Genomic DNA, 24,907 nt, shown 5'->3' with positions numbered 1-24,907 from the left:
AAAAAGGGCAGGGAAGACTGGACTTTTTACAAACTTGTTAAGTTTATGCTTAGCATTTAACAATGTAAGCTATCGCATATAATGGTACAATCTAATATGCTATATCTATTGGAGCGTCGAAGGAGAGGGAAAATTGTCGCTTATTAGCGCTGAGCATACTCATTTCGATTGTTCTCCGCAAGATGCGGGTAAAATAGTATTGTATTACTAAGGTAAGGGAGGTTGTTAGCTATAGCTATTCAGGAAGGTACCATCATTTCATTTGAAGAAGTTACTAAGCAATATGACGACGAAGATCCGGTGTTAAAAGGAGTCAGCTTTGAGATAGAGCGCGGCAAATTCTATACACTACTTGGTCCATCTGGCTGTGGTAAAACGACTATTCTTCGATTGATCGCCGGGTTCGCTGAGCCAACGAGCGGTTCTATTTATTTAAATGGAAAAGTAATTAACCACATTCCCGCCAATGAGCGGCAGGTCAATACGGTATTTCAGGATTACGCATTGTTTCCACACCTGAACGTATTCGAGAATGTGGCTTTCGGACTGCGCATTAAGAAGCTTAAGAAGGATGTTATCACGAAGAAGGTGCAGGAAGCGCTAAGCTTCGTTAACCTTGTGGGTTATGAGCAGCGTGCGATTAATGAAATGTCCGGCGGTCAGCGCCAGCGGGTTGCCATTGCCCGGGCGATTGTGAATGAGCCACAGGTTCTACTGCTGGACGAGCCTCTATCGGCGCTAGATCTCAAGCTGCGCACGGAGATGCAGTACATACTGCGGGAAATGCAGCAGCGGTTAGGCATTACCTTCATTTTTGTAACGCATGACCAGGAAGAGGCACTCGCGATGTCCGACTGGATTTTTGTCATGAATAAGGGGAAAATCGAGCAAAGCGGCACCCCTAACGATATTTATGATGAGCCGATTAACCGTTTTGTGGCGGATTTTATTGGCGAATCGAACATTGTGCCGGGAGTTATGATCGAGGATTATCTGGTGGAGTTTAACGGCCGCCGCTTCGAATGTTTCGATGCCGGGCTCAAACCGAATGAATCCGTAGAGATTGTTATTCGTCCTGAGGATTTGGAAATTTCTACGCTGGAACAGGGTAAACTACGTGTGCGGGTTGATTCCCAGCTATTCCGGGGCGTGCATTATGAAATCAGCTGTTATGATGAATCCGGGCATGAATGGCTTGTGCATTCTACACGTAAGGCGACTGTAGGCAGTGAAATTGGCCTGTATTTTGATCCGGAAGCGATTCATGTTATGCGTTTCGGTGAAACGGAGGAAGAATTCGACAGACGTCTGGAAGCTTATGGCGAGGTGGAGAGTCATGAAGAATAAGGGCAAATCGTACTATCTCATCCCTTATTACCTCTGGATCGCATTGTTTGTAATTGCACCGGTAGTGCTTGTCATCTATTATTCGTTATTTGATTTGGATGGCCATATTACTCTGGATAATTACGTCAGTTTCTTCACCCCTGTATATTTAAAAATGACGCTGACCTCGTTCTGGTACGCGTTTCTGATTACAGCATTCTCTTTGTTGGTTGCCTATCCGGCGGCTTATCTGTTGACGAGAACCAAACATAAGCAGCTGTGGTTATTGCTGATTATTTTGCCGACATGGATTAATTTGCTGCTAAAAACCTACGCTTTTATAGGGATATTCGGTACATTTGGTCCGATTAATAATTTCTTTGATCTGCTTGGAATCGGAGAACAGCAAATTTTGTTTACGGGCTTCAGTTTTGTATTTGTATCTGTCTATATTTTTATTCCGTTTATGATCCTGCCGATATACAGCGCTTTGGAGGATTTGAATTTATCCTTGCTGGATGCGGCACGTGATTTAGGGGCTTCGGGCTGGACCACGTTTAGACGTGTTATTTTTCCGCTGACCATTTCGGGAGTACGCTCAGGCTGTATGGCAGTATTCATACCTGCGCTGTCCCTGTTTATGATCACCCGTCTGATTGCAGGCAACAGGGTCATTACGCTGGGCACCGCAATCGAGCAGCATTTCCTGGTCACTCAGGACTGGGGCATGGGTTCTACAGTTGCAGTGTTTCTGATTGCCATTATGGCGCTGTTTATGATTATCACAGGCGGATCGCGGAAAGGGGCGCGGAATGAGAAATAAAAATGGATTCTCTAACCTCTACCTAGTTCTGGTGTTCATTGTTCTGTATGCTCCTATCTTCTATTTAATGTACTATTCGTTCAACAGTGGGGGGACGATGCATAAGTTCGAGGGCTTCACGCTGGATTACTACCGTGAGGTGGTCCAAGATAAGCGCCTGATCATCATCGTAATCAATACGCTTGTGATCGCGCTGCTATCCTCGGCTATTGCGACCCTTATCGCTATTATTGGTGCGCTGGCCATTAAAAGTGTGCAGAATCGCCGCGCCAAGAACACCTTGCTGTCTCTGAATAACGTGCTGATCGTCAGTCCAGATGTCATTATTGGTGCTTCGTTCCTTATCCTGTTCACCATTGCTGGCATCAAGCTGGGTTTCGCATCTGTTCTGCTCTCACACGTTGCATTCAGTGTGCCGATTGCCGTATTGATGATTTTGCCGCATCTACAGGAAATGAGCCCTACATTAACGGATGCAGCCCGTGATCTTGGGGCAAGCCGTAAGGATGTGCTGACTAAAGTAATTTTGCCGATTATTAAACCAGGGATATTCAGCGGATTTTTTATGGCGCTTACGTATTCACTGGATGACTTTGCGGTTACGTTCTTCGTAACAGGCAACGGTTATTCGACGTTATCGGTTGAGATATACTCTAGAGCCCGGCAAGGGGTGTCGCTATCGATTAATGCGCTGTCGACGCTGATCTTCCTGTTCACCATTCTGCTCGTGGTGGGTTATTACTTCCTGACCCTTAAGAAAAATCGCCATAACACAGCAGAAGCTGTGGCGGAGCCTGTTGCAGAAGCGGGGGTGCCTAGATGAAACAGCTGATAAATGCTTTTCTGGCGATCCTTATCACGGCATTTGCGCTCATGTACTTGGGCTCTTGGATGAATTCGAGAGAGGGATATTCGGGTGGAAACACACTGACTATCTATAACTGGGGCGACTATGTTGATCCCGATCTATTGAAGGAATTTGAAAAAGAGACCGGCTTAACAGTCATTTATCAAACCTTCGATTCCAATGAAGCTATGTTGACCAAGGTTGAGCAGGGCGGAACTACCTTTGATGTTGTAATCCCTTCGGATTATGCCATTGCCAAGATGAAAGAAGAAGATCTGCTCATCCCGCTGGATCATAGCAAGATTTCGAATCTAAAGAATATTGATTCACGCTTTATGGACCTTTCGTTTGATCCGGGTAACAAATATTCTGTGCCTTATTTCTGGGGGACCGTCGGGATTATTTTCAATCCGGAAATGACTAAAGGCATGGACTTCACCAGCTGGGATTCTCTCTGGGACAGCAGACTGCATAATAACATCTTCCTGGTGGACGGAGCCCGTGAAGTGATGGGCATGGCTTTGAACAGCCTGCATTATTCCGTTAATGACAAGGAAGAGGCACATCTGCAGGAAGCACTGACCAAGCTCAACAAGTTGTCTCCTAATGTGAAGGCGATTGTCGGTGATGAGATCAAGATGCTGCTGGCAAATGAAGAAGCTGCGGTTGGGATTGTCTGGTCCGGCGATGCTTCCGAGATCATGGACGAGAATGATAAGCTGGATTATGTAGTGCCGGAAGAAGGCTCGAACAAGTGGTTTGATAACATGGTTATCCCTCGGACAGCGAAAAATGTGGATGGAGCGCATCAGTTCATCAACTTCATGCTCCGCCCAGACGTTGCTGCTAAGAATGCAGAATATGTAGGTTATTCCACGCCTAACATTCCTGCGCTGGAGCTGCTTCCTGAGGAAACTTCTGATGATACCCGTTTCTATCCACCAGCCGAAATTACGGACCGGCTTGAAGTATACGATAACCTTGGCAAACGGATGCTTGCTCATTATAATGAGCTGTTCCTAATGTTTAAGATGAATAAGAAGTAAGCTGACTAAAGTTAAAGCTAAAGCTAAACGACATTAAGAGCGTCTACATACGGGTAACCGTGTTAGATGCTCTTTTTCGGTTTGATCATCGTGTAACCTCAAGACAACAGACAGTTTAGCCGAAAGTATAATATAGTATAATAGTAAGAATGGACAACAGGAAAAGAGGAAACGAATGCCTACTATACTGGTTGCTGACGACGATGCGAACATTCGCGAACTTGTCTGTTTATTTCTCCGCAACGACGGATTCGAAACAGTTGAAGCTGTGGATGGCAAGGAAGCGCTCGCCGTATATGCTGGAACACATGTCGATCTTGTCGTGCTGGATATTATGATGCCAAATATGGATGGTTGGATGCTTTGTAAGGAGCTCCGCAGAGCTAATCCTGATCTTCCATTACTTATAGTGACTGCCAGAGGCGAAACCTGGGAGAAAGTGAAGGGCTTCGAATTAGGCACGGACGATTATTTAACTAAACCTTTCGATCCGTTAGAGCTGACGGTTCGTGTTAGGTCATTGCTGAAACGATATCGGATTGGCTCCACGCAGATGATCCAAATTGGCAATGTCATCCTTGATCGGCAGACCTATAAGGTGATGAAAGGCACGGAGTCATTTGCCTTACCCCTTAAGGAGTTCGAGTTGCTGTACAAGCTTGCTGGAACCCCTGGACAAGTCTATACGCGCGAGCAGTTGATCGATCAAATTTGGGGAATTGATTATACTGGAGATGATCGGACGATTGACGTGCATATTAAACGCCTGCGTGAACGGTTTGCGACTACCCCTGATTTTCGTATTGAGACGGTGCGTGGACTTGGCTACAGGCTTGAGGTGTACGAATGATTAGATCCATATATACACGCGTTGTACTGACCTTCTTAGCCTCCGTAATCGGGGGCACAATCATTGCTTTGTTTGTGGCAACTTGGGTATTCGAAGATAAACTGAACGAGAACTCGCGAATTCCCTTATTGCATTTTGGGCAGGATATTGTCAGGGTTTACGAGACCTTCCCATTTCGTGAAGCCAACTCTTTCGTAAGTGGAATGAAGCAGCTTGATTCCTACCACATCCGAATTTTCGACGAAGCGGGTAAATTCCAATCTTACGGAACGCTTAATGGGCACAAGCCGGTCCCTGTAACTATGGAAGAAATAAAAAAAGTTCTCGCAGGAGAAGTATATCAACCTCATAACAGGAATATTTCTGCGCTTCTCCTAGGCTTACAACTGAGAACGGAAGACGGCACCAAAGCGATGTTTGTGGAGACGCTTAATCCCCCTTCCGTCACTGCCAGAAGGAACTTGGTATTAAATTTCTTGCTCTATTCATTGATAGCTGGAAGCCTCTTGATTCTGGTAGCTGCAATGTTCTTAGTCAGACCGATCAAGAAGCTAACCAAAGCGACCAGAAGAATAGCAGCTGGTGATTTTAACGTCGAGCTGAATATTAAGCAAACCGGTGAGCTAGGTACCTTGGCTCGCAGCTTTGAAGAAATGATGCACGATCTGCAGCAGCTTGAGCAGATGCGTAAGGAGTTTGTATCCAATGTGTCGCATGAGGTCCAGTCTCCGCTCACCTCAATATCTGGGTATGCGATTGCGCTCAAGCGAGTAGATCTTGCAGAACAAGAGCGAAATCGTTATCTGGATATTATTATCGCTGAAGCAGAACGGATGTCTAAAATGAGTGACAGCCTGCTGAAGCTGAGTTTATTAGAATCGCAGTCCCAGCAGCTACGGCTAACTACATTCAATCTGGACGAACAGATAAGAAGAGTAATCGTAGCGATTCAGCCGCAATGGTCAGCTCGTAACATCAGCTTCGACCTTGATCTGAAGCCTATTATCCTACTGGCTGATTATGACCTGTTAAGTCAGGTATGGACTAATCTCCTTGGCAACAGCATCAAGTTTTCTAAGGATAACAGTGTAATTAACGTCAGCCTCAAACAAGATATCAACAACGTGACCGTTCGGGTAACAGACACTGGCATCGGGATTTCACTTGAGGATCAGCAACGTATATTTGAACGGTTCTTTAAGGCTGATCGATCCCACAGCCGTAAATATGGTGGCAGCGGGATGGGACTTGCCATTGTTAAACAGATCGTAACGCTTCATAAAGGGGATATCCGCGTGGAAAGCGAACCCGGCCAAGGAACGACCATCGTTGTCACCCTCCCAATTATAGCGCCGACAGAGTAATTAGCTTCCAGGCGGTGCCTTGCGAGGGCTTGAATGCATCCCGAATTTTTCATGCTACAGCAGTACAGGCAAGTTTTCTTGTCTTGTGCTGCCGTAGCATTTTTTTTACCTGTTCATTTTCAGTTCATATTGTCGTCATGAGGGGTACATCTTTGTTAGTTATGATCTCATTAGCGAAACGTTAAGGGAACTTAATAAACAGATTAAAGACAGGAGAAGATGAGGGTGACACAACAAGCGGACAAAAAAACGGGGAATGGACAGAAAAAACATAAACTGCGTAACCTGTTGCTCAAAATATTAGGAGCAATAGTGATCGTGGTCGTACTTTTTCTAGCCGTTGTCTATACAGTTAATGTGATCAGCAACAAAACAGATCAGAAAAAAATACAGCACTATGGTCAGTTAGTCCCTGTTGACGGGAAAAATATGAATGTTTTGATTCAAGGAGAAGGTAAACAGACGATCGTGCTCATACCAGGCTTTGGAACAGGAGCGCCAGCGCTTGATTTCAAGCCGTTGATTGATGAGTTATCACCATTCTACAAAGTGGTGGCGGTTGAACCGTTTGGGTATGGACTCAGTGATGAAACGAAAAAAGAACGAACTACAGAGAATATCGTTAGTGAAATTCATGAAGCCGTTCAGAATCTTAACATTGACCAATACATTCTAATGGGCCACTCGATTGGAGGTATTTACGGATTGGAATATGCGAAGAAATATACAAACGAAGTGAGTGCTTTTGTGGGTATTGATAGTAGTGTTCCGGAACAAGGCGGTATGGATGTTAAATTTCCAATTAAAAAATTAAAGCTGCTTAAAGATTCAGGGATTATAAGATTGGGCTTGCAATTAAGCGGTGACCCTTATGATGGACTGCCATTTGATGATGAAACCAAAAAACAAATGAAATTGATTTCGCTTAAAAATATGAACAATTCCACTACCTTAAATGAAATGGAACATATTTATCCTAACTTTGTTGCCTCCAGAGGCTTAACATTCGACAAGAATCTTCCCATTATCTTCTTTATACAAGCGAATAATACTACCGTGAAAGACTGGATTCCTCTACATGAAGGGCAAGTCAAGGATTCAGTGCATGGAAAAGTAATGACATTTGAAGGCGGACATTACTTACATCATTCAAAATCCAAAGAAATCGTAGAGAACCTAAGGGTATTCATGGAGGAAGTTAAATAAAAAGAAGAAAACGCTCCGAACTCCTCATATGAGGGGGCGGGGCGTTTTTTTGGTTGTGATCGAAGATTATTTGATGCCGATTCTCATTCGGTAGCTGATCAGAACCTTTAATGTTCTGCCTTTAAAATGCTGTTCAACTGCGGCGGTGTAATCGGCGATGTCTTGCTCAAGCAAGGTAGCGTCTAGTTTCATTACAGTTTGCACTCCCCCTTGACTTAGGGTTAAACCAATATATCGCTGGGCATCGCAGGACTCTAGGTTGTGGAATACGATTTCTCTGGCAAAAGAGAAGGCCCCACTAGCTTTGATCCGTGACAAATGACCTTCTTTGTCCCATTTATGTGCTCTCTCCTCATTAGGTAAAAGCGAAGCCAGCAATTCTTCTGTTTTGGAGATCAGCTGGTTGTATCGTTCTTCTACATTTTGCTGAAGAGATAAAGGCCAATCGCAATCGTAGGCGGCAAAGACTCCGCCTTTTTTTAAGACCCGGGAGATTTCTTGCAGTGTACTTTCAGGATCCATCCAGTGGAATGATTGCGAGCAGGTAACTATGTCTACACTATCTGATGCAAGCGGAAGCTGGTTAGAGTAGCCTTGCACAAAAGTAATTGATTGGGGTGCTTCTAATCTGCTAAGTTTATCGATTGCTTTTCCCAACATATCTGGATTGGGTTCGATACCGATTACGCGTTCTGCGACATCGTTCCAGAGAAAAGTAGACAAACCCGTACCGCAGCCTATATCTGCGACGAGTGAAGGGGTGGTACCTAGGTAATCTGTTAGCAATTTGATAATCATCTCAGGGGCTTCGGGACGGTAGCGGTCATATTCATTTTGAAAGCCCAAAAAGCGGTCGATGTTTTGTTTGCTGTTTTTTTCAGGTATCATGTGATCCTCCCTCATAGATCATGTTTATAGGTCTATTGTATAATCACTGGTTCGATAAGCCAAATAATGTCTGGCTGGAAGGCTACGTAGAATAAATAAAATCCCCGGAGAACACCTTATAGGTGTGGCCGGGGATTGTTAAACTATCTGGTAAATGCTAACGAAGCAGTGCTGGATCGATTGCAGGCACAAGTCCTTCTGCCGCAGCACGATTAAGCAGGGCAGAGATTGCGGCATAGCCGTCATCACCCAGATTCATCGAGAAGTCATTCACGTAGAGATCGATGTGGGATTTAGCCACTTCAGGAGCCAACTCTTGAGCATGGCTAAGCACATAGTCTCTGGAATCCGTTGGATGATCCCACGCATACTGAAGAGAGCTGCGAATCCAGCCGGTGATAGCATCGGCATCTAAATCACGGCGGGCAATGATAGCGCCGAGAGGAATGGGCAGTCCGGTATCGCTTTCCCACCAGCTGCCTAGATCAGTCAGCATATTAAGACCATAAGAGGCGTAAGTGAAGCGGGCTTCGTGAATAACCAGCCCTGCATCGATATGGCCATCCCGTACGGCAGGCATAATCTCATCGAAAGGCATTACGACTATTTCGCCGATGCCTCCAGTTACATTTTGTGCTGCCCATAATCGGAAAAGCAAATAAGCCGTAGAGCGTTCGCTAGGTACAGCAATCCGGCGTCCGGCTAGCTTTTCTGGGCGTTTGACCGCATGGGGTCCACTTGCTGTAAGCAGCAGCGGGCCGCAGCCGCGTCCTAAAGCACCGCCGCATGGCAGCAGTTTGTACCGCTCCAGAACCCAAGGCAGAGCAGCGTAGGAGATTTTGAGGACTTCTGGTCCTTCTCCGTCAGCAGCCAGCGTATTGGTAATATCAATGTCGGCATAGGTTACATTCAGCTTAGGTGCATTCGGGACAAGCCCGTGCGCCCAGGCATGAAATACAAAGGTATCGTTAGGGCAAGGGGAAAAAGCGATATTAAGCTCAGTTGTCATTACAGCACCTCCAGTAATATAGCGGCTGCCGCCGTTAATGCTTCCATTGCATCACCGATCTTCCAAGCGGCCCGGTCGCGGGGACCGACCGGGTTCGAGATGGCGCGGAGCTCCAGTACCGGGAGCCCCAGCGCCTGAGCGGCCACGGCAACTCCGTGGCCTTCCATCGCTTCCGCGACGGCATGGGGATGCCGCGCGAGATGGGCGGCGGCCGTCTCCGCGGTGCCGGTCGCCGTCGAGACCGTAAGCACGGTGCCCGTGCTTACGGGTAACCCGGCCGCAGCCAGCGCGGCCGAAACCGCTTGCACCGTGCCGCGGTCAGCCGGCACGGACACGCTGCCGAAGCCGAGCTCGGCAGCGCTGCGGAAGCCCTCCGGCGTCTCGGCCCCGAGGTCGGCGGCAATCATCTCGCTGGCTACAACCAGCGAGCCTAAAGGCGCCAGCCCCGGGAATCCGCCGCCGATCCCGACGCTCAATACGCAGCCGTAAGAACCGGCTGCGAGTGCCGCGGCGGTTCCCGCCGCCGCCGCTGCCGGCCCTGCGCCGGCAGCGATAACATGGAACCTGTCGCTGCCTTGCAGGCCGCGCAGGACCGCGTCACGCTCCGCGTCTACGGCTGTCACGATCAGCACGCGTCGTGCTCCAGCCTGCCCCTCCATAGCTCCTTCGGTAGGGGTTGGATTGAACGAACTCATCAGGTCGCCTCCTTTAGGGTATTGAAATCGCTTACTAAAGAGTCATTCGTAAAGACAAGAATACGCCCTTTTATAGGTCAGGTCAAACTTGGGGTGATTTTTATCACTCCCTGTAAAGTGTCAAAGGAAAACTTACCGGTCTCTAGACGGAAGTGACTTTTTTAGAGATGAGGTTGACAAGGAGGATGGGAAGTCGTATAGTTATCTTAAATTAAAGATACTTAACGTAAAGACAAATAAATGGATTGAATACAAGTTTGATTGAAGTGGAGGTGGAATTGATGAGTGATAAACAAATAAATCTGCGTAATACAGAGAGTGCACCTGACGAAGAACAAGCCGCCTCACTGAAATTGTTCGTAGTCTTATCTAAGGCTTATAAAAGCCTAATGGATCATGCGGTGAAGGATATGAAGAGTTATGGCTTGGCTTCGGCTGAATTCATGGTGCTTGAAGTACTTTACCATAGAACGCGGATTCCGCTGCAACAGATTGGGGAGAAAATTCTCGTTACGAGCGGAAGCATTACCTATAATATCGACAAGTTGGAGAAAAAGGGACTGCTGAAACGTGTACCCTGTAGCGAGGATCGCCGCGTTACTTATGCGGAGATTACGGATGCAGGCCGTGAACTGTTTGATGAGATTTTCCCCCGTCATGTAGCCTCAATTCATGATTTGATGGGTGGATTAGATAAGGAAGAGAAAGTTCAGGCTATCGAATTAATGAAAAAGCTTGGCAAAGGTGTATAGGCGCTGCGAACATGACGAATAACTAGGCGCTTCTATAAGGTTGGAAGTAGTTCGGCTCCATCCTCATTCTCCCAACTCCAGTAAGTATAAGTGAAACCCTGCTTTTTTGGGTATATCACTAATAAGATATTTAACTTAACGAAGCCAGGTAGCCATTTACTTAAGATTACCTGATATTTCGACTGGGGGCTTGGCCATGAAATGGCAGGGAAGAAGAGGGAGTTCGAACGTGGAGGACCGCAGAGGCATGAGCGGCGGCGGCAAGATGATTGGTGGCGGGATCGGAGGAATTATCCTTGTCCTGGTCATCACGTTACTCAGTGGAGGCAATGCCGGGGATATCCTGGGAAGTTTGACTTCCACAGGCTCCAGTTCAACGGCCCCTTATGAACAGACCGCAGAGGAGCAAGAGCTTGCGGAGTTTGTATCGGTAGTTCTTGCCGACACAGAGGAGGTTTGGGGTGAGATTTTTCAGCAGCAGGGAATGACCTATACGGACCCCACCTTAGTGCTATACAGTGGGAGTGTAGACTCTGCTTGCGGAACAGCCACCTCGGCAGTTGGTCCCTTCTACTGTCCGGGTGACGCCAAACTGTATATTGATCTGAGCTTTTATGATGAGTTGCAGCAACGCTTCCACGCGCCGGGCGACTTCGCCATGGCTTATGTCATTGCCCATGAGGTTGGACATCATGTACAGACATTACTAGGCACCTCGAAACAGCTCGATTCCCTTCGCCAGACGTTGAGTGAGAAGGAGTACAACAGATATCAGGTTCGTTTTGAGCTGCAGGCTGATTATTTCGCCGGTGTCTGGGCCAATCATGCTCAGGGTATGAATCTGCTGGAGGAAGGCGACTTAGAGGAAGCTCTGGCAGCTGCAAGCGCCGTCGGCGATGATACGATTCAGAAGCAAGCTCAGGGCTATGCAGTGCCGGATAGTTTCACTCACGGTACCTCAGAGCAGAGAAAGCGCTGGTTCTACAAAGGTTTTAACTCGGGTACGATTAAGGGCGGCGATACGTTTAACGCCTCCGAGTTGTAGATAGAAGAGGGAAGAGGAGAGCAGCCCATAGGTTATTCCGGTTCGCCTGGCGCTCTTTTTTACCCAATATCTTAACATTAAGATAATTAAATCGAAGGAATAGGGGAAGGTAAAAATGATAAGTGTAGGACTGTTATTAATGAGATTGGTGATTGGGCTTGCTTTTATAGGACATGGCGCACAAAAGCTATTTGGATGGTTCGGAGGATACGGTCCGAAGGGTACGGGAGGCTGGATGGAGTCCATCGGAATCAAACCGGGTGTGACTATGGCGATTTTAGCAGGGATTATGGAGCTGGTGGGCGGATTTATGTTCGCGGCAGGACTGTTAACGCCTGTTGCAGCGGTGTTAATCGCTGCCACGATGCTGGGGGCAATCGTTAAGGTTCATGCTCCAAATGGTTTCTGGTCCACTTCGAACGGAATTGAGTTTCCACTCACGGTTTTGGTATTTGCGGTAGGTGTGGCGCTTACGGGACCAGGTTCGATTTCTCTAGATGCATTGTTTTTTAACTAAGAAGGGAGTTTATAATAATGACACTTCAAACTGCAGGAATACATCATATTACAGCTTTTGTCGGAGACGCTCAGCGCAATGTTGATTTCTACGCCGGGATTCTGGGCCTACGGCTCGTGAAAAAAACGATTAATTTTGATGCTCCAGAGGTCTATCATTTATACTTTGGGAATGAGCAGGGTTCGCCGGGAACGATTATTACATTTTTCCCTTCACCTGTAGGGCGTAGAGGCAGAATAGGCAGTGGTCAAGTTGGCGTAACGATCTACGCAGTGCCGGTCGGTGCTCTGCAATTCTGGGAACAACGCCTTGCTGAATACGGAATTTCGGTTACAAAGGGAAGTCGGATCTCGGAACCCTATTTATCTTTTGCCGATTACGACGGTCTGCGGATTGAACTGGTGGAACGTGAGGAAGGCCCGCTCAGTAAGTGGTCCTTTGGTGGGATTCCTACTAAATACGCGATCAAAGGTTTTGGCGGGGCTGTGCTGTATAGCGGCAATCCGTTGCAAACAGCTGAGACACTTGTTCATACGCTGGGTATGGAACATATTGCTGACGGAGATGGATATACTCGCTATAGAACCAATGGGGAACTAGGTAATATTATTGATTTGAAGACATCACCCGTTCCGCTCGGAGCGGGAGGTGCAGGGACAGTTCATCACATCGCGTGGCGGGCAAAGGATGATGCAGAGCAACTGGAATGGTCGCGCCATGTACAGAGTCATGGGCATAGACCTACACCCGTTCAAGACCGTCAGTATTTTAATGCGATATATTTCCGTGAAAGAGGAGGAATCCTGTTCGAAATCGCTACAGATCCTCCAGGTTTTGCCCGTGATGAAGCCCCAGATGCGTTGGGTGAAAAGTTGATGCTGCCGTCCTGGTTTGAGCCGCATCGCGCGGCCATCGAAGAAAACTTAACGCCTATTCAAGTAAGAGAAATTGAGGTGAAGCAGGGATGATTCATGTATTCCGTAAAGGTAAAGATATAACTAAACCTACATTAGTGTTGTTTCATGGCACAGGTGGTAATGAGCAGGATTTGCTGCCGCTGGCTGAGATGTTATCCCCAGATTCATCGGTGCTAGGTATACGGGGTAATGTGCTGGAGAATGGCATGCCACGATTCTTCCGTCGGCTGGCAGAAGGAGTGTTCGATGAAGCGGACTTAGTTTTCCGTACCCATGAGATTAAGCAGTTTCTGGATGAGGCGGCAGAGAAATACGGGTTTGATGCCAACAATCTGGTAGCGGTTGGTTATTCTAACGGTGCAAACATTGCTGGTAGCCTTCTGTTTCATTATAAGGACATTTTCCGCGCGGCAGTGCTGTTGCATCCGATGGTGCCATTACGCAATGTGGAGCTTCCTTCTCTAGAAGGGGTGTCTATCTTTATTGGGGCAGGTACGAATGATCCGCTAATAACATCTACGGAAACTCAGGAGCTAGAGGGGATTCTGCAGAAAGCAGGCGCTGAGGTTACAACCCATTGGGGCAATCAAGGTCACCGCTTGAGTATGGCGGAAGCCGAAGCCGCCAAAGATTGGCTACATGGGTTTAGCACATCTCAAAATGCATAAAACAATTAGGATAACCGCCTTTTGGCGGTTATTTTTAAGTTATTAGCCCCGAATGAGGCCTTATAAAAGGATTGATCATTTGAGTTCCTTTACGTTAGTATGAAGAATACAAAAAAGGCCCCCGGGTTGCTTTAGAAAGGTTGACGTAAGGATCATGATTGGAATGCAAAATGCTAATAAACTTGCTGTAGATGGACCCTCAAGGAAGCAGAGATTGCAACTTGCTGTTATTCTGGGCTCCATTACAACCATTGGGCCGTTGTCGATTGACATGTATTTGCCAGCACTGCCTACACTTGTCGACGATTTCGGTACGACAGCTGCTTTGGTGCAGCTAAGTCTCACCTTCTTTTTATTGGGACTGGCCTCGGGTCAGTTAGTAGCTGGACCACTGAGTGATGTATATGGACGTCGCCGTCCACTGCTTATAGGGATGTTCATCTATGCCGTTTCCTCAGTGCTATGTGCTTTTAGTCCTTCGATTGGACTTTTAATTGTTTTGCGGTTTATTCAAGGTCTTGCTGGTTCAGTGGGTGTAGTTGTCTCTAGGGCGGCTGTGCGTGATCTGTACAGTGGCTCTGAACTAACGAAATTTTTCTCTTTATTGATGATTGTTAATGGTCTGGGTCCGATTTTGGCTCCAGTCATTGGAGGCCAGCTCTTAAGAGTGACTACATGGCAGGGGATATTCCTCGTATTATTTGCTGCCGGAATTATTTTTTGCTTAACGATTCTCCTGCGCTTGCCTGAGACATTGCCGAAGGAGCGGCGCTCCAAGAGTGGGTTGAAGGGTACTTTGCTTACCTTTAAGGTGTTACTTGGCAACCGCAAGTTTATGGGTTATGCCTTGTCCCAAGGTTTTGTTACAGCGTCTATGTTCGCTTATATCTCTGGGTCATCTTTTGTTTTGCAAAATATTTTTGCGGTTACTCCGCAGGTATATAGCTTGATCTTTGCTGTGAACGGGATTGGGATTATTATTACAGGTCAAATTGCCGGCAGACTTGCTGGTAAGGTGAGTGAGACGAAGCTACTGCTTAGCGGGTTGCTGCTCTGTACAATGGGGGGCGTCTTGCTGCTGCTTACGATCCTGATAGGGGGAGGGCTGATCCCTATTTTAATCTGTCTGTTCGCTGTTGTCTCCAGTGTGGGGATTGTCGGCGCAACCAGCTTCTCACTTGCAATGCAGGACCAAGGAGAAGCCGCAGGCAGCGCTTCGGCCTTGATAGGGCTGATCCCGCTGCTGCTTGGTAGCTGTGTAGCACCGCTTGTGGGTCTTGGAGGCGTAGATTCAGCCCTTCCAATGGCGATTGTGATTGCCTGTACGGGTGTTCTCTCTATTCTGTCTTATCTTCTGTTGGTCAAACGGGGGAATTCCAATTCCTAACAGTTTATCCTTATAACCTTGAAAGAGAGCAATACTTTCAGCAAACTTTCAGCGGGTTTTAACGTTCCTTATCTGCAAAAGGATTATATTGGAGGTAAGGAAGGGAGGGATGATTATGAGTATATCCGCAGTCTCAGGTTCTACATCGTATACTACCTCGACGTCTAGTACTACAGATACCAGCGCGCTCGAGAAACAAAAAGCGAAGCTGGAAGCCGAATTGGACAAGATTGATGCCAGCTCGGATGACGCGAAGACCAAAGAAACGAAAACGAAACAAATTGAGCAGCAGATCAAGCAAATCGAGGCACAAATTTCCCAGAAGTCGCAGAGCAGTGCTTCCGCTGCAAGCAGTAGTGCAGAAGCACCTGCCAAACCTGCAAACAACGCGCTTGCTGCGGCAAGCCCGCAAGAAATCGCTACCGCAACAACGAATAGCCAAGGCAGATTTGATATTCGTGTATAAACCATACTAAGTCGTGTTACATAACAAAAAGGGCATCCTTTGCCGTGAGGGATGTCCTTTTTGTTATGTATTTTTAAGTTTAGACTACAATTTAAATGTTCTTTTATCACATTGTTGGCCAATACTAGAAAGATACCCCTAAAATAAAGTTCCGTCATATTGATCTGTCCAGCTTCGTAATATATTAACTATGCTTATCCTCATTTCCCAAAAAATCTTTAACTGTTGCAGGGGTTAGGGATTTGCTGGCAGTCTAATAGAGTAGGTGTTGATTATCACGGGTCTTCTATTCCAAGAATTGCTATAATGGACTAGTTGTAAAAATTGTCTAGCACAACGTGTGTCAGCGGTAAAGGCAGGTGGGCTCATGCATTCAAAGCAACAGACATTAGAAAGATTCAAAATTGTAAGACTGATCTTATCTATCTATCGGATCCGGGCGGTCAGAGCTCTTTTTCCAGTGGCTATCATAGCGTTCGTATACTGGGAGGGGCAACATGAGCTGAAGCAGGTTCATTTAGGACTTATAATGCGTGAACTAAGGCGAGTACCTACGTCTGCTATTTTGCAAATGATTGGTTTTTCACTTCTTTCCGTAGCTGTGATGAGTGCTTATGATTATTTGATTCGGGCACATTTTCGTTTAAAAGTAGGGCTGTGGAGTACCTTTCGGTATGCATGGATTGCTAATACATTTAATAACTTGATTGGGTTTGCAGGTCTGGCTGGAGTTGGTTTAAGGACGCTGCTGTATAAAAAAAGCGGAGTGCCGACCTCCGTGCTAACACCCGCCATTGTATTTCTTTCGCCGCTTATGATTACCGGGTTATCACTACTTTCATGGGCGAATATCTTTGGTTTACTCCCGGCAACGGCTTTGCTGGAAGAACATCGCTGGCTGGTATTTGCAGTATGGGGTATGGCGCTTTATTTGCCGGTTTTTGTGTTTGTGCAGCGCTCATCGCTTTATGCGAAATGGATTAACCGGGGAAAAGGCAGAACATCCTGGCTTACAGTCGTTAACTCCGTCGGTGCTTCCTTTCTGGAATGGAGCTTTGCTGGCGTGACGTTTTGGACCATCAGCAGCCATCTCTTGGATGAGGTCCATTTTATAGCTATCTTTGGTATATTTACGATTGCTGCTATTGCCGGAATCTTGAGTATGGCACCCGGCGGTATCGGTGCATTTGACCTTATCGCCTTGCTCGGGCTGACACAGCTTGGCTACCAGACCGATAAGGCGATGGCGGTGCTTGTCATCTTTCGATTGTTTTATTATGTCATTCCTTGGTTGATTGGATTGGTGCTGGCTGCACTGGAAATTGGTCTGCAAGGAAAAAAGGATCAAGATCGTTCAGTTCCAGGGTTCGAACCCTCTCTTAACAAATGGCAGAAGATCTGGGGCTGGCCGGGTCAGTATACCTTTCTGAGCGATCTTGGGATGTGGGCTCTTGGTAAGCTGGTACTAGCTAGCGGGCTTATTCTCTTACTATCTGCAGCAGTACCCGGATTGCTGTATAGGTTGAAGATTACGGAGGAAATATTGCCGTTTCCGGTAATGCAGCTTTCTCATCATCTGTCTGTCCTTATTGGTTTTATGCTGATTTTATTGTCGCGGGGCATTACATTGCGGGTCCATAGTGCATATGTATGGACTAGCATACTTCTGTTTATTGGATCATTGTTTGCAGTCACTAAGGGTTTTGATTATGAAGAGGCGCTTTTGCTACTTATAGTAGCGCTTATTCTTTGGATATCCAGATCGCGGTTTTATCGGATTAGTGCGCCAATCAGCAGACAGAGCGCGATCCGGTGGTTTGCCCTCACTTCAGTAATTGCACTAAGCTACTATCTGATGGGCTGTTATGTACATCGTGGATTTCTGAAGCATCTGCCTCCGGGTGTACAGCCTGAATGGTTGCAGCGATATAGTCATGTTGCATTTACGGCAGTGGGAGGATTGGTCTTGTCTTGGGTACTGCTCATAATGTGGGTAAACCTCAGGCCCCATCATAAGGAGAACGAGCTGTTCGGGACCTTGGATGTAGCTAAGCTGAAACATTTTCTAGATGGAGTTCAAGGCAATACCTTAACTCATACTTTGTTTTTGGGTGATAAGGGCTTCTTCTGGGCTCAGAACGATAAAGTGCTGCTCGCTTTCGCCAGAGTTAGGGATAAACTCGTTGTGCTGGGTGATCCGCTGGGAGAGAGAAGCTTAATAAGTGAAGCCGTCAGTGAATTTAGACAAGCTGCAGATCAGTATGGTCTGGTTGTAGTTTTCTATCAAGCTTCACCTGCTTTTTTATCGGTCTATCAGGAGCAGGGCTATCGCTTTTTTAAGCTGGGTGAAGAGGCAGTGATAAGCCTTGATAACTTTGCACTCAGTGATCTGAAGAATGGTGATCTGCAAAGGGTAAGCGATCGTTTTGAACGGGAAGGCATGATTGTTGAAATTACAGAAGCGCCGCATGCTGATAGTTTGCTGAGAGATCTGCGAACGATTTCGGACGAGTGGTTGAATGGCCGAGCGGAAAAGGGTTATTCGTTAGGGTGGTTTAAGGTCGAGTATCTGCAACGGGCTCCCATTGTGGTGCTGCGGAACACCAAAGGTACAATACTGGCATTTGCTTCTATTGCCCCAGGGTATGATCAAGGATTGACCCTGTCCGTAGATTTGTTGCGCCAGCGGAAGAATGTGCCAAACGGGACGGTAGATTATTTATTGGTTTGTATGCTGGAATGGGCGAAGTCCAAGGGGTATCGGCGATTTAATCTAGGCAACACTCCTCTATCATCCAGTGGGGGTCAGGACCCCGGAGCTCTGAAGGAGGAGAAGCTGGCTCATCAAGTGTTTAATAGAGGTGGGCATGGGCATGGTTACGGTTTTGCCAGATTGCGTCGTTACAAGGAAAAGTTCAATCCGGAGTGGGAGCCGCGTTACTTAGCTTATCCAGCGTCCCTAACATTACCCGTCTTAACGCTGGATCTGGTGAGGCTTGTATCCCGCCATCCGGAGCATAAAACGAATAACTAAAAAAAGGTGCCCAACGCCAAACGGCGTTGGGCACCTTTTTAATCAGGTTTACTTCTTGTCAGCTTCTGCATCTGGCAAAGCCCAGACGGAGACGCTGCCGCCATTGACCGGGAAGGTCGCCCAACCATCTTTTTCAATGGTTATGGTGGCTTTATGGTTATGGGTGAAATCCACCCATGCTTCACCGGCGCGATGTTCTCCTACGAACATTCTCTTCTGGCCATTCTCACCATTACTGATCACAACCGCACAACCGGAGTGTTCAATATCCTCCACGCCGAGCCGTGTCCAGCCAATCGTGTTAGGATGATCGAAATAATCCTTCTGTTCACCATAAGCTTTGTGATAGCGGGTATACAGCAGAGGGTCAATCGCATCTTTTTTACCTGCTACAGGTGTTGGTCCTTCGATCCCATAATAATCCCCGTAAAAGACCACAGGATATCCATCCCGTCGCAGCAGGATAAGCGCGTAAGCACTTTGCTTGAACCAATCATCTACCCAGGATTCCAGGGCTTCGTGAGGCTGAGAATCATGATTGTCAACGAAGGTTACAGCATTGGTGGGATGGGTCTGCACCAGTGTGTCATCAAGAATTTTGGTCAGATCATAGTTTCTGCCCTCCAAAGAAGCTGAATGCAGCTTGTAGTGAAGGGATACATCGAAGAGGTCAATTTTATAATCGACGGTATTCAGAAATTGTCGACAGGACTCTAAGTCGGAATTCCAGAATTCACCGACGATATAGAAATCCTTCTCGCATTTATTAAACATCTCTACCGCGAATTCTTTAACAAACTCATGGTTGATATGTTTGATGGCGTCCAAGCGGAAGCCGCTGCAGTGGAGGGTATCCACCAGCCATTTTCCCCATTGGATCATTTCTTTTTTGACTTCCGGATGGCTGTAATCAATATTAGCGAACATTAGATAATCATAGTTTCCGAACTCGTCGTCAACATTCTGATTCCACGCTTTATTCTCGCCTACTATACGGAATACGCCGGTTCGCTCTTCTTTGGCGTCAAAGTCAGTGCCGTTAAAATGATTGTGATTCCACTTAAAGGCAGAGTGTTCATTCCCGCGGCCAGGGAAGGTGAATTTTGTCCAGCCCTCAATCTCGAAAGGTTTCGAAATTTCTTTCATCCGATCATTGGGGTCGACCTCGATGACTTGGAATACTTCCTTTTCATCCGCGCCAGCCTTATGATTCATCACCAAATCAACGTAAACGGCGATGCCATTCTTTTGACATTCCGAAATTGCGTTGATCAGTGCTTGTTTGGTGCCATATTTGGTGCGTACCGTACCTTTTTGGTCATATTCGCCCAGATCGTATAGATCATACACGCCATAGCCTGTATCTTCAGCGGAGACGGCCTTTGTCACAGGAGGTACCCAAACAGAATCAATGCCTACGGCTTTTAGCGCGGGTGCAGTTTCTTTTAAGCGATCCCAGTGTTTCCCGTCCGCAGCAACATGCCATTCAAAAAACTGCATCATTGTATGGTTCCTCATTATTTCTTACGCCTCCATATCCCATCAAGCAAATTTTACTCTCAACACTCTGATTAGTTTTTCAGATAACTCTTATTAAACTTAAAAACAGACTATGAAAAATAAGGCCAGTTGTTGAATGTGCAGGAAGGGACATGATTGTCATTAAACAGGCTTGAAAAGAATGATTTCTGACCTTTGGGAGAGATGCACAGCGTTGCGTCCATTCCGTTTGGAGCTATAGAGAGCATGGTCGGCTTCAGATAGCAGTTCTTCTAGAGTGGCCTCTGGATTTAGGGCCTCCACAACTCCAAAGCTTGCGGTCACATTAATGGGCCCGATGACGGTATATAAGGTGCTTTGTTCAATATCCGCGCGGATATTTTCGCAGAGCAATGCTGCTTGCTTCAGTGACGTCTCTGGCAGACAGATCACAAATTCCTCACCACCATAACGGCCAAAGAGATCTCCCTCCCGCAGATGTCTGCTGCACACCTGGACAATATGCTGTAGAGCTTGATCTCCATATTGATGCCCATAGCGGTCATTAATGCTCTTGAAGAAGTCCACATCCAGCAAAATCATAGATAATGAGCTTCGCAGGCTGGCAGCCCGGGCAAGCAATGCTTGACTCAGCTCCAAAAAATAGGAGCGGTTATAGATACCCGTTAGGCTGTCCATCGTAGCCAATTGACGCAGCTTCTCCTGAAGCAGTATTCGTTCAGTCACGTCAATCAGCATGATCATCTGTCCTGCTATGTGCCCTTCTTGTTTCTGTACCGGAGAGGAGCGGATTTGATAATAGCAGATCTCCTCTGCTTTGTTCCAAGCCACTTCCCGTTCTTCGCGCAACAGTGGCTCGGCATCCATCACATAGGACAAGGCATCTTTGCCTGCGTTAAGAAACAATTGTGCTAGCGGTTTGCCAATCGATGAGGAGTTGAGCCCCTCTATCATATCCGCGGCTGCACGATTGTAATCGACGAGCATGTCCGAGCGGTCGGTGACAAGTACTCCCTCCCGCATGCTCTCGAACAGATTCTCACGAGCAATAGGTGCAGCCGTTAACATGCCCCGGGATAAAATAGCCCAAATATATAGGGAGGAGGTTAGGCTCATAATGATCGGGACGGGATCCATTCCGTAAGGAGTCAAGCCTATCAGATACAAAAAAGCGCCGAGGGTTGGAAGGCTTAACCCGATTATTATTGTGATGATCTGCCTGCGGTATACCCTTTTCATCCGGTTCCACTGCCATATCATGAGGCAAATGGCTGACAGCAGACAGCCGAAAGTAAAGCTGCCGTGAACGATATACCAAGGTCCCATCACAACATCAACGAGTGGGGTGGGCGTATTTTCCCGTAAATAAATGGATTTATAGAAGAGATGATGGTAATCATTGGTCCAGACCAGCAGCGTTGTAATGAATGGAATGATAAATAACGCCGCCCGTATGCCTTTTTTAAACAGCGTCTCCAGCCCAACGAAATGGATCACCATGATTAGACTAGCCGGCGCAATAAAGGGCATCCCCAGATATTCTAACTTAATCCAGAAGCTGATTTCCTCCAGAGTTTTCCCCGATAATTCTAATGCGAAACCGAAGGTGTAAATAGCAGAGGTAAAGGAGCTTATAACAAAAGCCCTGATTCCTAAGAAATCAGTTTTTTTATAATAGGCGAAAAGGGCTAGTAAGACACTCAGCACACCTGATATAGCAACAATTACAATATAATTCGAGATTATAGATCCCATGGGTCTATTGTCACCTACCGAGGAAAGATATGGATAAATATTACCACATATCTGCGGATATAAAAAAAATACTTCGGGTTTGTGGTGAAAAAAATGTCTCCTAGACAAAATGACGCAATTTAACAGGAGCTATTTTACTAATTGTCTAGTGAGAGTCCAGTGAGCAGCGTGTAACATGTTAGTTAATACTACATGCAATAGAAGTTTTCTTTATTTTATCTAAATAGCGTCAGTTTATATAACATTATAAACATGGCTTATTTTGAAAAGGGGGGACTGAGGATGTCATCACTAGCGACAAATATTCCTGAGATTCAGCTGGAGAATGTTGAAATGCGTTATCGGACAGAAGCTGCGGAAGTGCTTGCCCTGCATCAGGTGAGTCTTGATATTGCAAAAGGGGAGTTCGTCTCCCTGCTCGGACCTTCCGGATGTGGCAAAACGACGCTGCTTAGACTGATGGCCGATCTCATAGCACCAACAGGCGGGAACATTGTGGTAGCTGGGAAAAGTGCCAGAGAAGCCAGGCTGGCGCAAAAATATGGCATTGTTTTTCAAAGTCCAGTGTTATACGACTGGCGGAAAGTGAAGCATAACATCACATTGCCACTGGAGCTGATGGGGGTAAAGAAGTCATTACGTGAGGAAAAGGCGATGGAGCTTCTTGATCTGGTGGGGCTGCAGAGCTTTGCGGATAAATATCCGTGGCAGCTCAGCGGCGGGATGCAGCAGCGTGTAGCGATTGCCAGAGCGCTATCGATGGAGCCGGAAATTCTGCTCATGGATGAGCCGTTCTCTGCACTGGATGAATTTACGCGTGAGCGATTGAATGAAGAGTTATTGTCTGTCTGGAGTAAAGTGCAGAACACAATTGTTTTTGTAACTCATAGTATTCCTGAATCTATATTCCTCTCTGACCGGGTGTTTGTTCTTTCCCCGCATCCAGGTCGCTTGTCCGCTGTGGTCGAAATTCCTCTGCCACGTCCGCGAACGGCGGAAATGAGAAATAGCCCAGAGTTTTTCGAACTGATCGCACGTATTCGCGACAGCTTCGAAGGGGTGTAGTGATGAAAGGGGGCAGTATCTTTGTGCGAGGCCGTCTGCTGCCGTTGTTCGTCTGGATTTTTGGCCTGCTGCTAGTCTGGGAAGGGACTTCCTGGATGCTGCTCCATGTGGTGGAGACGCCGTTAGCACAGTCCAAGCTGCCATATGTTCATGAGGTGTTAGCTACCTTATGGCAGTATGGAGGCACGCTCTTGAAGGAAGGGGCTGCGACCTTCGGTAATGCTGGTGTTGGCTTCCTGATTGGAGCGGTAGCTGGTGCCTCATTGGCGGTGTTGATGAGCTTGTCGAAGACAATAGAGCAATTAACTTTTCCTTATGCTATTGCCTCGCAGATGATTCCGATTCTGGGGTTGGCGCCCATCATCTACGGGATTGTGCGCGATGAGCAGACCTCGCGGATTATTATTTCGGGATATATCACCTTTTTCCCCGTGGCTCTGAACATGCTGCGCGGCTTGCGGAGTGTAGATCCATCAGCGCTCGAATTGATGCATTCTTACGCGGCGAAACCTTGGGCGGTCTATTGGAAACTCAGATTCCCGGCGGCTTTGCCGGGTTTGTTCGGTGGGCTTAAGATAGCTGCCCCACTTGCTGTGACTGGAGCTATTCTGGTGGAGCTTATGGGTGCCCAGCATGGCATTGGTGTAATTATGCTGCGCAATCTCTATTATGGAAGCTCTCACACCTATATGTTCTGGTCTACGGTGATTGTGGGTGCCTTGCTGGGAATCGTAAGCTACTGGTTAATCAGTCTGATAGAACGCCTGGTAACGCCTTGGCAGCCTGAATATCGTCCGAAAGGAGGCAGCCGCTAATGGAAACTAACTCCGTTCGGGAGACCACGTTTATAGGCTCTACTGGTAAAGAAATGGCTCAGCCGGCGCTAACGGCTACACCAAAGAATGCTGTAACCGTTCCGAAACCTGCGGAAGCTACGGCGAGTCGCGGCGGCTCACGGATGCTGAAGAGGATATTTAGCGCAGGGGTGCTGCTGCCTGTACTGGCAGGTCTGTTATTTCTTGCACTATGGGAATTTCAATTTTTTCATAAGATCTTTGATCTGAAAAAATATCAACTCCCGCTGCCTACAGCCATCGCCGAAACCATGCGGGATAATTTCAGCTTGTTGCTGTCCTATACCGGATACACTCTTGCTGAAGCTGTGCTGGGAATGTTGGCTGGTTCTGCTATCGGCTTCCTGATCGCTTTAGTCGCGACAGCTTGGCCGCGCTGGGGGAGTGGAAGCTTGACGCTGGTTGCCGCCCTAAATGCTGTGCCTATCGTCGCCCTCGCGCCCATCATGAATTTGTGGTTTGGAGATGGGATAGGCTCACGAATTGCCATAGTAACAGCAACTACAATGGCAGCGATGGCGATCAACGCCTATAAAGGTATGGCGGCGATTGATCCATTGGCGCTGGATCTGATGCATTCCTATGCGGCAGGTAAACCGGCAGTGTTCCGTTATCTGCGGATTCAGAGCAGTCTGCCCTATGTATTTACAGCACTCAAGATTAATGCTACTGCCAGTATGATTGGCGCCATTGTTGGGGAATTCTTTTTCTCCTCAAAAGGGCTTGGATATCTGCTATCCAATTCCATTAAAGTTGCCAAAATGCCACTGGGGTGGTCCTGTATTGTGTTGGCTGCAATTGCAGGCGTGCTCTTCTATTTAGTGGTTGAGCGGCTGGAGAAAGTATTCATTAAGTGGCATCCTTCGCAGCGTACTTAATCTTCCCCTCATTAC

Annotated in this window: 23 protein-coding genes; 18 read left to right on the top strand and 5 right to left on the bottom strand. The window is 47.0% G+C overall.

Annotated features, from left to right (window positions below):
- Positions 1-237: 237 nt before the first annotated feature.
- The 7 genes from NYE58_RS34575 to NYE58_RS34545 all read left to right on the top strand — a co-directional run bounded on the left by NYE58_RS34575 (position 238) and on the right by NYE58_RS34545 (position 7,462).
- On the top strand, positions 238-1,347 hold the full coding sequence (locus NYE58_RS34575) for an ABC transporter ATP-binding protein (protein ID WP_036682445.1): 1,110 nt from the start codon (positions 238-240) through the stop codon (positions 1,345-1,347).
- Positions 1,337-2,149, top strand: coding sequence for an ABC transporter permease (locus tag NYE58_RS34570; protein ID WP_036682096.1), 813 nt, complete (start codon positions 1,337-1,339; stop codon positions 2,147-2,149). The genes NYE58_RS34575 and NYE58_RS34570 overlap by 11 nt, the downstream gene beginning before the upstream one ends.
- On the top strand, positions 2,139-2,972 hold the full coding sequence (locus NYE58_RS34565) for an ABC transporter permease (protein WP_036682094.1): 834 nt from the start codon (positions 2,139-2,141) through the stop codon (positions 2,970-2,972). Before NYE58_RS34570 ends, NYE58_RS34565 begins: the two co-directional genes overlap by 11 nt.
- On the top strand, positions 2,969-4,042 hold the full coding sequence (locus NYE58_RS34560; RefSeq protein WP_341004103.1) for an ABC transporter substrate-binding protein: 1,074 nt from the start codon (positions 2,969-2,971) through the stop codon (positions 4,040-4,042). The genes NYE58_RS34565 and NYE58_RS34560 overlap by 4 nt, the downstream gene beginning before the upstream one ends.
- Positions 4,043-4,217: 175 nt before the next feature.
- Positions 4,218-4,892 (top strand): response regulator transcription factor, encoded by a 675-nt coding sequence (locus NYE58_RS34555; protein ID WP_076191697.1) that lies wholly within the window; start codon positions 4,218-4,220, stop codon positions 4,890-4,892.
- Positions 4,889-6,256 (top strand): sensor histidine kinase, encoded by a 1,368-nt coding sequence (locus NYE58_RS34550; protein ID WP_076278281.1) that lies wholly within the window; start codon positions 4,889-4,891, stop codon positions 6,254-6,256. Before NYE58_RS34555 ends, NYE58_RS34550 begins: the two co-directional genes overlap by 4 nt.
- A 225-nt stretch (positions 6,257-6,481) precedes the next feature.
- A complete protein-coding gene (locus tag NYE58_RS34545) occupies positions 6,482-7,462 on the top strand; it encodes an alpha/beta fold hydrolase (RefSeq protein ID WP_341004101.1) in 981 nt (326 codons plus the stop codon).
- A gap of 66 nt (positions 7,463-7,528) precedes the next feature.
- Here NYE58_RS34545 and NYE58_RS34540 read toward each other — a convergent pair whose 3' ends face one another.
- The 3 genes from NYE58_RS34540 to NYE58_RS34530 form a co-directional block, all read right to left on the bottom strand.
- Positions 7,529-8,350, bottom strand: a complete 822-nt coding sequence (locus tag NYE58_RS34540) for a class I SAM-dependent methyltransferase (RefSeq protein WP_076276261.1) — start codon at positions 8,348-8,350, stop codon at positions 7,529-7,531.
- A gap of 157 nt (positions 8,351-8,507) precedes the next feature.
- Positions 8,508-9,359 (bottom strand): 1,4-dihydroxy-6-naphthoate synthase, encoded by an 852-nt coding sequence (locus NYE58_RS34535; RefSeq protein ID WP_076297019.1) that lies wholly within the window; start codon positions 9,357-9,359, stop codon positions 8,508-8,510.
- On the bottom strand, positions 9,359-10,054 hold the full coding sequence (locus NYE58_RS34530; RefSeq protein WP_081387418.1) for a futalosine hydrolase: 696 nt from the start codon (positions 10,052-10,054) through the stop codon (positions 9,359-9,361). The genes NYE58_RS34535 and NYE58_RS34530 overlap by 1 nt, the downstream gene beginning before the upstream one ends.
- A 281-nt stretch (positions 10,055-10,335) precedes the next feature.
- Here NYE58_RS34530 and NYE58_RS34525 point away from each other — a divergent pair, with 281 nt between their 5' ends.
- From NYE58_RS34525 to mprF, 8 genes are all read left to right on the top strand, one after another.
- Positions 10,336-10,806: a MarR family winged helix-turn-helix transcriptional regulator gene (locus tag NYE58_RS34525; RefSeq protein ID WP_076124049.1), complete on the top strand. Its 471-nt coding sequence runs from the start codon at positions 10,336-10,338 to the stop codon at positions 10,804-10,806.
- A 196-nt stretch (positions 10,807-11,002) separates the two neighbouring features.
- Positions 11,003-11,851 (top strand): KPN_02809 family neutral zinc metallopeptidase, encoded by an 849-nt coding sequence (gene ypfJ / locus NYE58_RS34520; RefSeq protein ID WP_076124048.1) that lies wholly within the window; start codon positions 11,003-11,005, stop codon positions 11,849-11,851.
- A 115-nt stretch (positions 11,852-11,966) separates the two neighbouring features.
- Entirely contained in the window at positions 11,967-12,368 is a 402-nt protein-coding gene (locus NYE58_RS34515; protein WP_036682076.1) for a DoxX family protein, read from the top strand.
- A 17-nt stretch (positions 12,369-12,385) separates the two neighbouring features.
- Positions 12,386-13,336, top strand: coding sequence for a ring-cleaving dioxygenase (locus tag NYE58_RS34510; RefSeq protein WP_076276260.1), 951 nt, complete (start codon positions 12,386-12,388; stop codon positions 13,334-13,336).
- The gene (locus tag NYE58_RS34505; protein WP_076276259.1) at positions 13,333-13,953 is read left to right on the top strand and encodes an alpha/beta hydrolase; all 621 of its coding nucleotides are present in this window, start codon (positions 13,333-13,335) and stop codon (positions 13,951-13,953) included. The genes NYE58_RS34510 and NYE58_RS34505 overlap by 4 nt, the downstream gene beginning before the upstream one ends.
- Positions 13,954-14,107: 154 nt before the next feature.
- Complete coding sequence (locus tag NYE58_RS34500; protein ID WP_405168801.1) at positions 14,108-15,340, top strand: multidrug effflux MFS transporter; 1,233 nt, start codon at positions 14,108-14,110, stop codon at positions 15,338-15,340.
- 115 nt (positions 15,341-15,455) lie between these two features.
- Complete coding sequence (locus NYE58_RS34495; RefSeq protein WP_076099710.1) at positions 15,456-15,806, top strand: FlxA-like family protein; 351 nt, start codon at positions 15,456-15,458, stop codon at positions 15,804-15,806.
- A gap of 367 nt (positions 15,807-16,173) precedes the next feature.
- Complete coding sequence (gene mprF, locus NYE58_RS34490; protein ID WP_341004098.1) at positions 16,174-18,840, top strand: bifunctional lysylphosphatidylglycerol flippase/synthetase MprF; 2,667 nt, start codon at positions 16,174-16,176, stop codon at positions 18,838-18,840.
- A gap of 48 nt (positions 18,841-18,888) precedes the next feature.
- Here the strand turns inward: mprF and NYE58_RS34485 are convergent, their stop codons facing one another.
- Both NYE58_RS34485 and NYE58_RS34480 read right to left on the bottom strand, forming a co-directional pair.
- Positions 18,889-20,361: an alpha-amylase gene (locus tag NYE58_RS34485; protein ID WP_036682065.1), complete on the bottom strand. Its 1,473-nt coding sequence runs from the start codon at positions 20,359-20,361 to the stop codon at positions 18,889-18,891.
- 141 nt (positions 20,362-20,502) lie between these two features.
- Positions 20,503-22,095 carry a histidine kinase N-terminal 7TM domain-containing diguanylate cyclase gene (locus tag NYE58_RS34480; RefSeq protein WP_341004096.1) on the bottom strand — a complete coding sequence of 531 codons (1,593 nt, stop codon included), beginning with the start codon at positions 22,093-22,095 and terminating at the stop codon, positions 20,503-20,505.
- Between the two features lie 282 nt (positions 22,096-22,377).
- Between NYE58_RS34480 and NYE58_RS34475 the strand changes: the two genes are divergently transcribed.
- The 3 genes from NYE58_RS34475 to NYE58_RS34465 are packed head-to-tail and all read left to right on the top strand — an operon-like array spanning position 22,378 to position 24,892.
- Entirely contained in the window at positions 22,378-23,160 is a 783-nt protein-coding gene (locus tag NYE58_RS34475) for an ABC transporter ATP-binding protein (protein ID WP_076218929.1), read from the top strand.
- A gap of 2 nt (positions 23,161-23,162) precedes the next feature.
- Positions 23,163-23,975, top strand: a complete 813-nt coding sequence (locus NYE58_RS34470; protein WP_051491222.1) for an ABC transporter permease — start codon at positions 23,163-23,165, stop codon at positions 23,973-23,975.
- Positions 23,975-24,892 (top strand): ABC transporter permease, encoded by a 918-nt coding sequence (locus NYE58_RS34465; RefSeq protein WP_081387417.1) that lies wholly within the window; start codon positions 23,975-23,977, stop codon positions 24,890-24,892. Before NYE58_RS34470 ends, NYE58_RS34465 begins: the two co-directional genes overlap by 1 nt.
- Positions 24,893-24,907 lie beyond the last annotated feature (15 nt).

Source organism: Paenibacillus sp. FSL L8-0708 (genome assembly GCF_038009325.1).
Lineage (GTDB): Bacteria > Bacillota > Bacilli > Paenibacillales > Paenibacillaceae > Paenibacillus_AQ > Paenibacillus_AQ odorifer.
Note: the sequence above shows the minus strand (reverse complement) of the source record. Positions and strands in the feature narration are given on the sequence as shown.

What these genes read in the sequence shown, in the direction of transcription:
- NYE58_RS34570 (WP_036682096.1), top strand. Translation starts at nt 1,337, where the DNA reads ATGAAGAATAAGGGCAAATCGTACTATCTCATCCCTTATTACCTCTGG.
- NYE58_RS34565 (WP_036682094.1), top strand. Translation starts at nt 2,139, where the DNA reads ATGAGAAATAAAAATGGATTCTCTAACCTCTACCTAGTTCTGGTGTTC.
- NYE58_RS34560 (WP_341004103.1), top strand. Translation starts at nt 2,969, where the DNA reads ATGAAACAGCTGATAAATGCTTTTCTGGCGATCCTTATCACGGCATTT.
- NYE58_RS34555 (WP_076191697.1), top strand. Translation starts at nt 4,218, where the DNA reads ATGCCTACTATACTGGTTGCTGACGACGATGCGAACATTCGCGAACTT.
- NYE58_RS34550 (WP_076278281.1), top strand. Translation starts at nt 4,889, where the DNA reads ATGATTAGATCCATATATACACGCGTTGTACTGACCTTCTTAGCCTCC.
- NYE58_RS34540 (WP_076276261.1), bottom strand. Translation starts at nt 8,350, where the DNA reads ATGATACCTGAAAAAAACAGCAAACAAAACATCGACCGCTTTTTGGGC.
- NYE58_RS34535 (WP_076297019.1), bottom strand. Translation starts at nt 9,359, where the DNA reads ATGACAACTGAGCTTAATATCGCTTTTTCCCCTTGCCCTAACGATACC.
- NYE58_RS34530 (WP_081387418.1), bottom strand. Translation starts at nt 10,054, where the DNA reads ATGAGTTCGTTCAATCCAACCCCTACCGAAGGAGCTATGGAGGGGCAG.
- NYE58_RS34525 (WP_076124049.1), top strand. Translation starts at nt 10,336, where the DNA reads ATGAGTGATAAACAAATAAATCTGCGTAATACAGAGAGTGCACCTGAC.
- ypfJ (WP_076124048.1), top strand. Translation starts at nt 11,003, where the DNA reads ATGAAATGGCAGGGAAGAAGAGGGAGTTCGAACGTGGAGGACCGCAGA.
- NYE58_RS34515 (WP_036682076.1), top strand. Translation starts at nt 11,967, where the DNA reads ATGATAAGTGTAGGACTGTTATTAATGAGATTGGTGATTGGGCTTGCT.
- NYE58_RS34510 (WP_076276260.1), top strand. Translation starts at nt 12,386, where the DNA reads ATGACACTTCAAACTGCAGGAATACATCATATTACAGCTTTTGTCGGA.
- NYE58_RS34505 (WP_076276259.1), top strand. Translation starts at nt 13,333, where the DNA reads ATGATTCATGTATTCCGTAAAGGTAAAGATATAACTAAACCTACATTA.
- NYE58_RS34500 (WP_405168801.1), top strand. Translation starts at nt 14,108, where the DNA reads ATGATTGGAATGCAAAATGCTAATAAACTTGCTGTAGATGGACCCTCA.
- NYE58_RS34495 (WP_076099710.1), top strand. Translation starts at nt 15,456, where the DNA reads ATGAGTATATCCGCAGTCTCAGGTTCTACATCGTATACTACCTCGACG.
- mprF (WP_341004098.1), top strand. Translation starts at nt 16,174, where the DNA reads ATGCATTCAAAGCAACAGACATTAGAAAGATTCAAAATTGTAAGACTG.
- NYE58_RS34480 (WP_341004096.1), bottom strand. Translation starts at nt 22,095, where the DNA reads ATGGGATCTATAATCTCGAATTATATTGTAATTGTTGCTATATCAGGT.
- NYE58_RS34475 (WP_076218929.1), top strand. Translation starts at nt 22,378, where the DNA reads ATGTCATCACTAGCGACAAATATTCCTGAGATTCAGCTGGAGAATGTT.
- NYE58_RS34470 (WP_051491222.1), top strand. Translation starts at nt 23,163, where the DNA reads ATGAAAGGGGGCAGTATCTTTGTGCGAGGCCGTCTGCTGCCGTTGTTC.
- NYE58_RS34465 (WP_081387417.1), top strand. Translation starts at nt 23,975, where the DNA reads ATGGAAACTAACTCCGTTCGGGAGACCACGTTTATAGGCTCTACTGGT.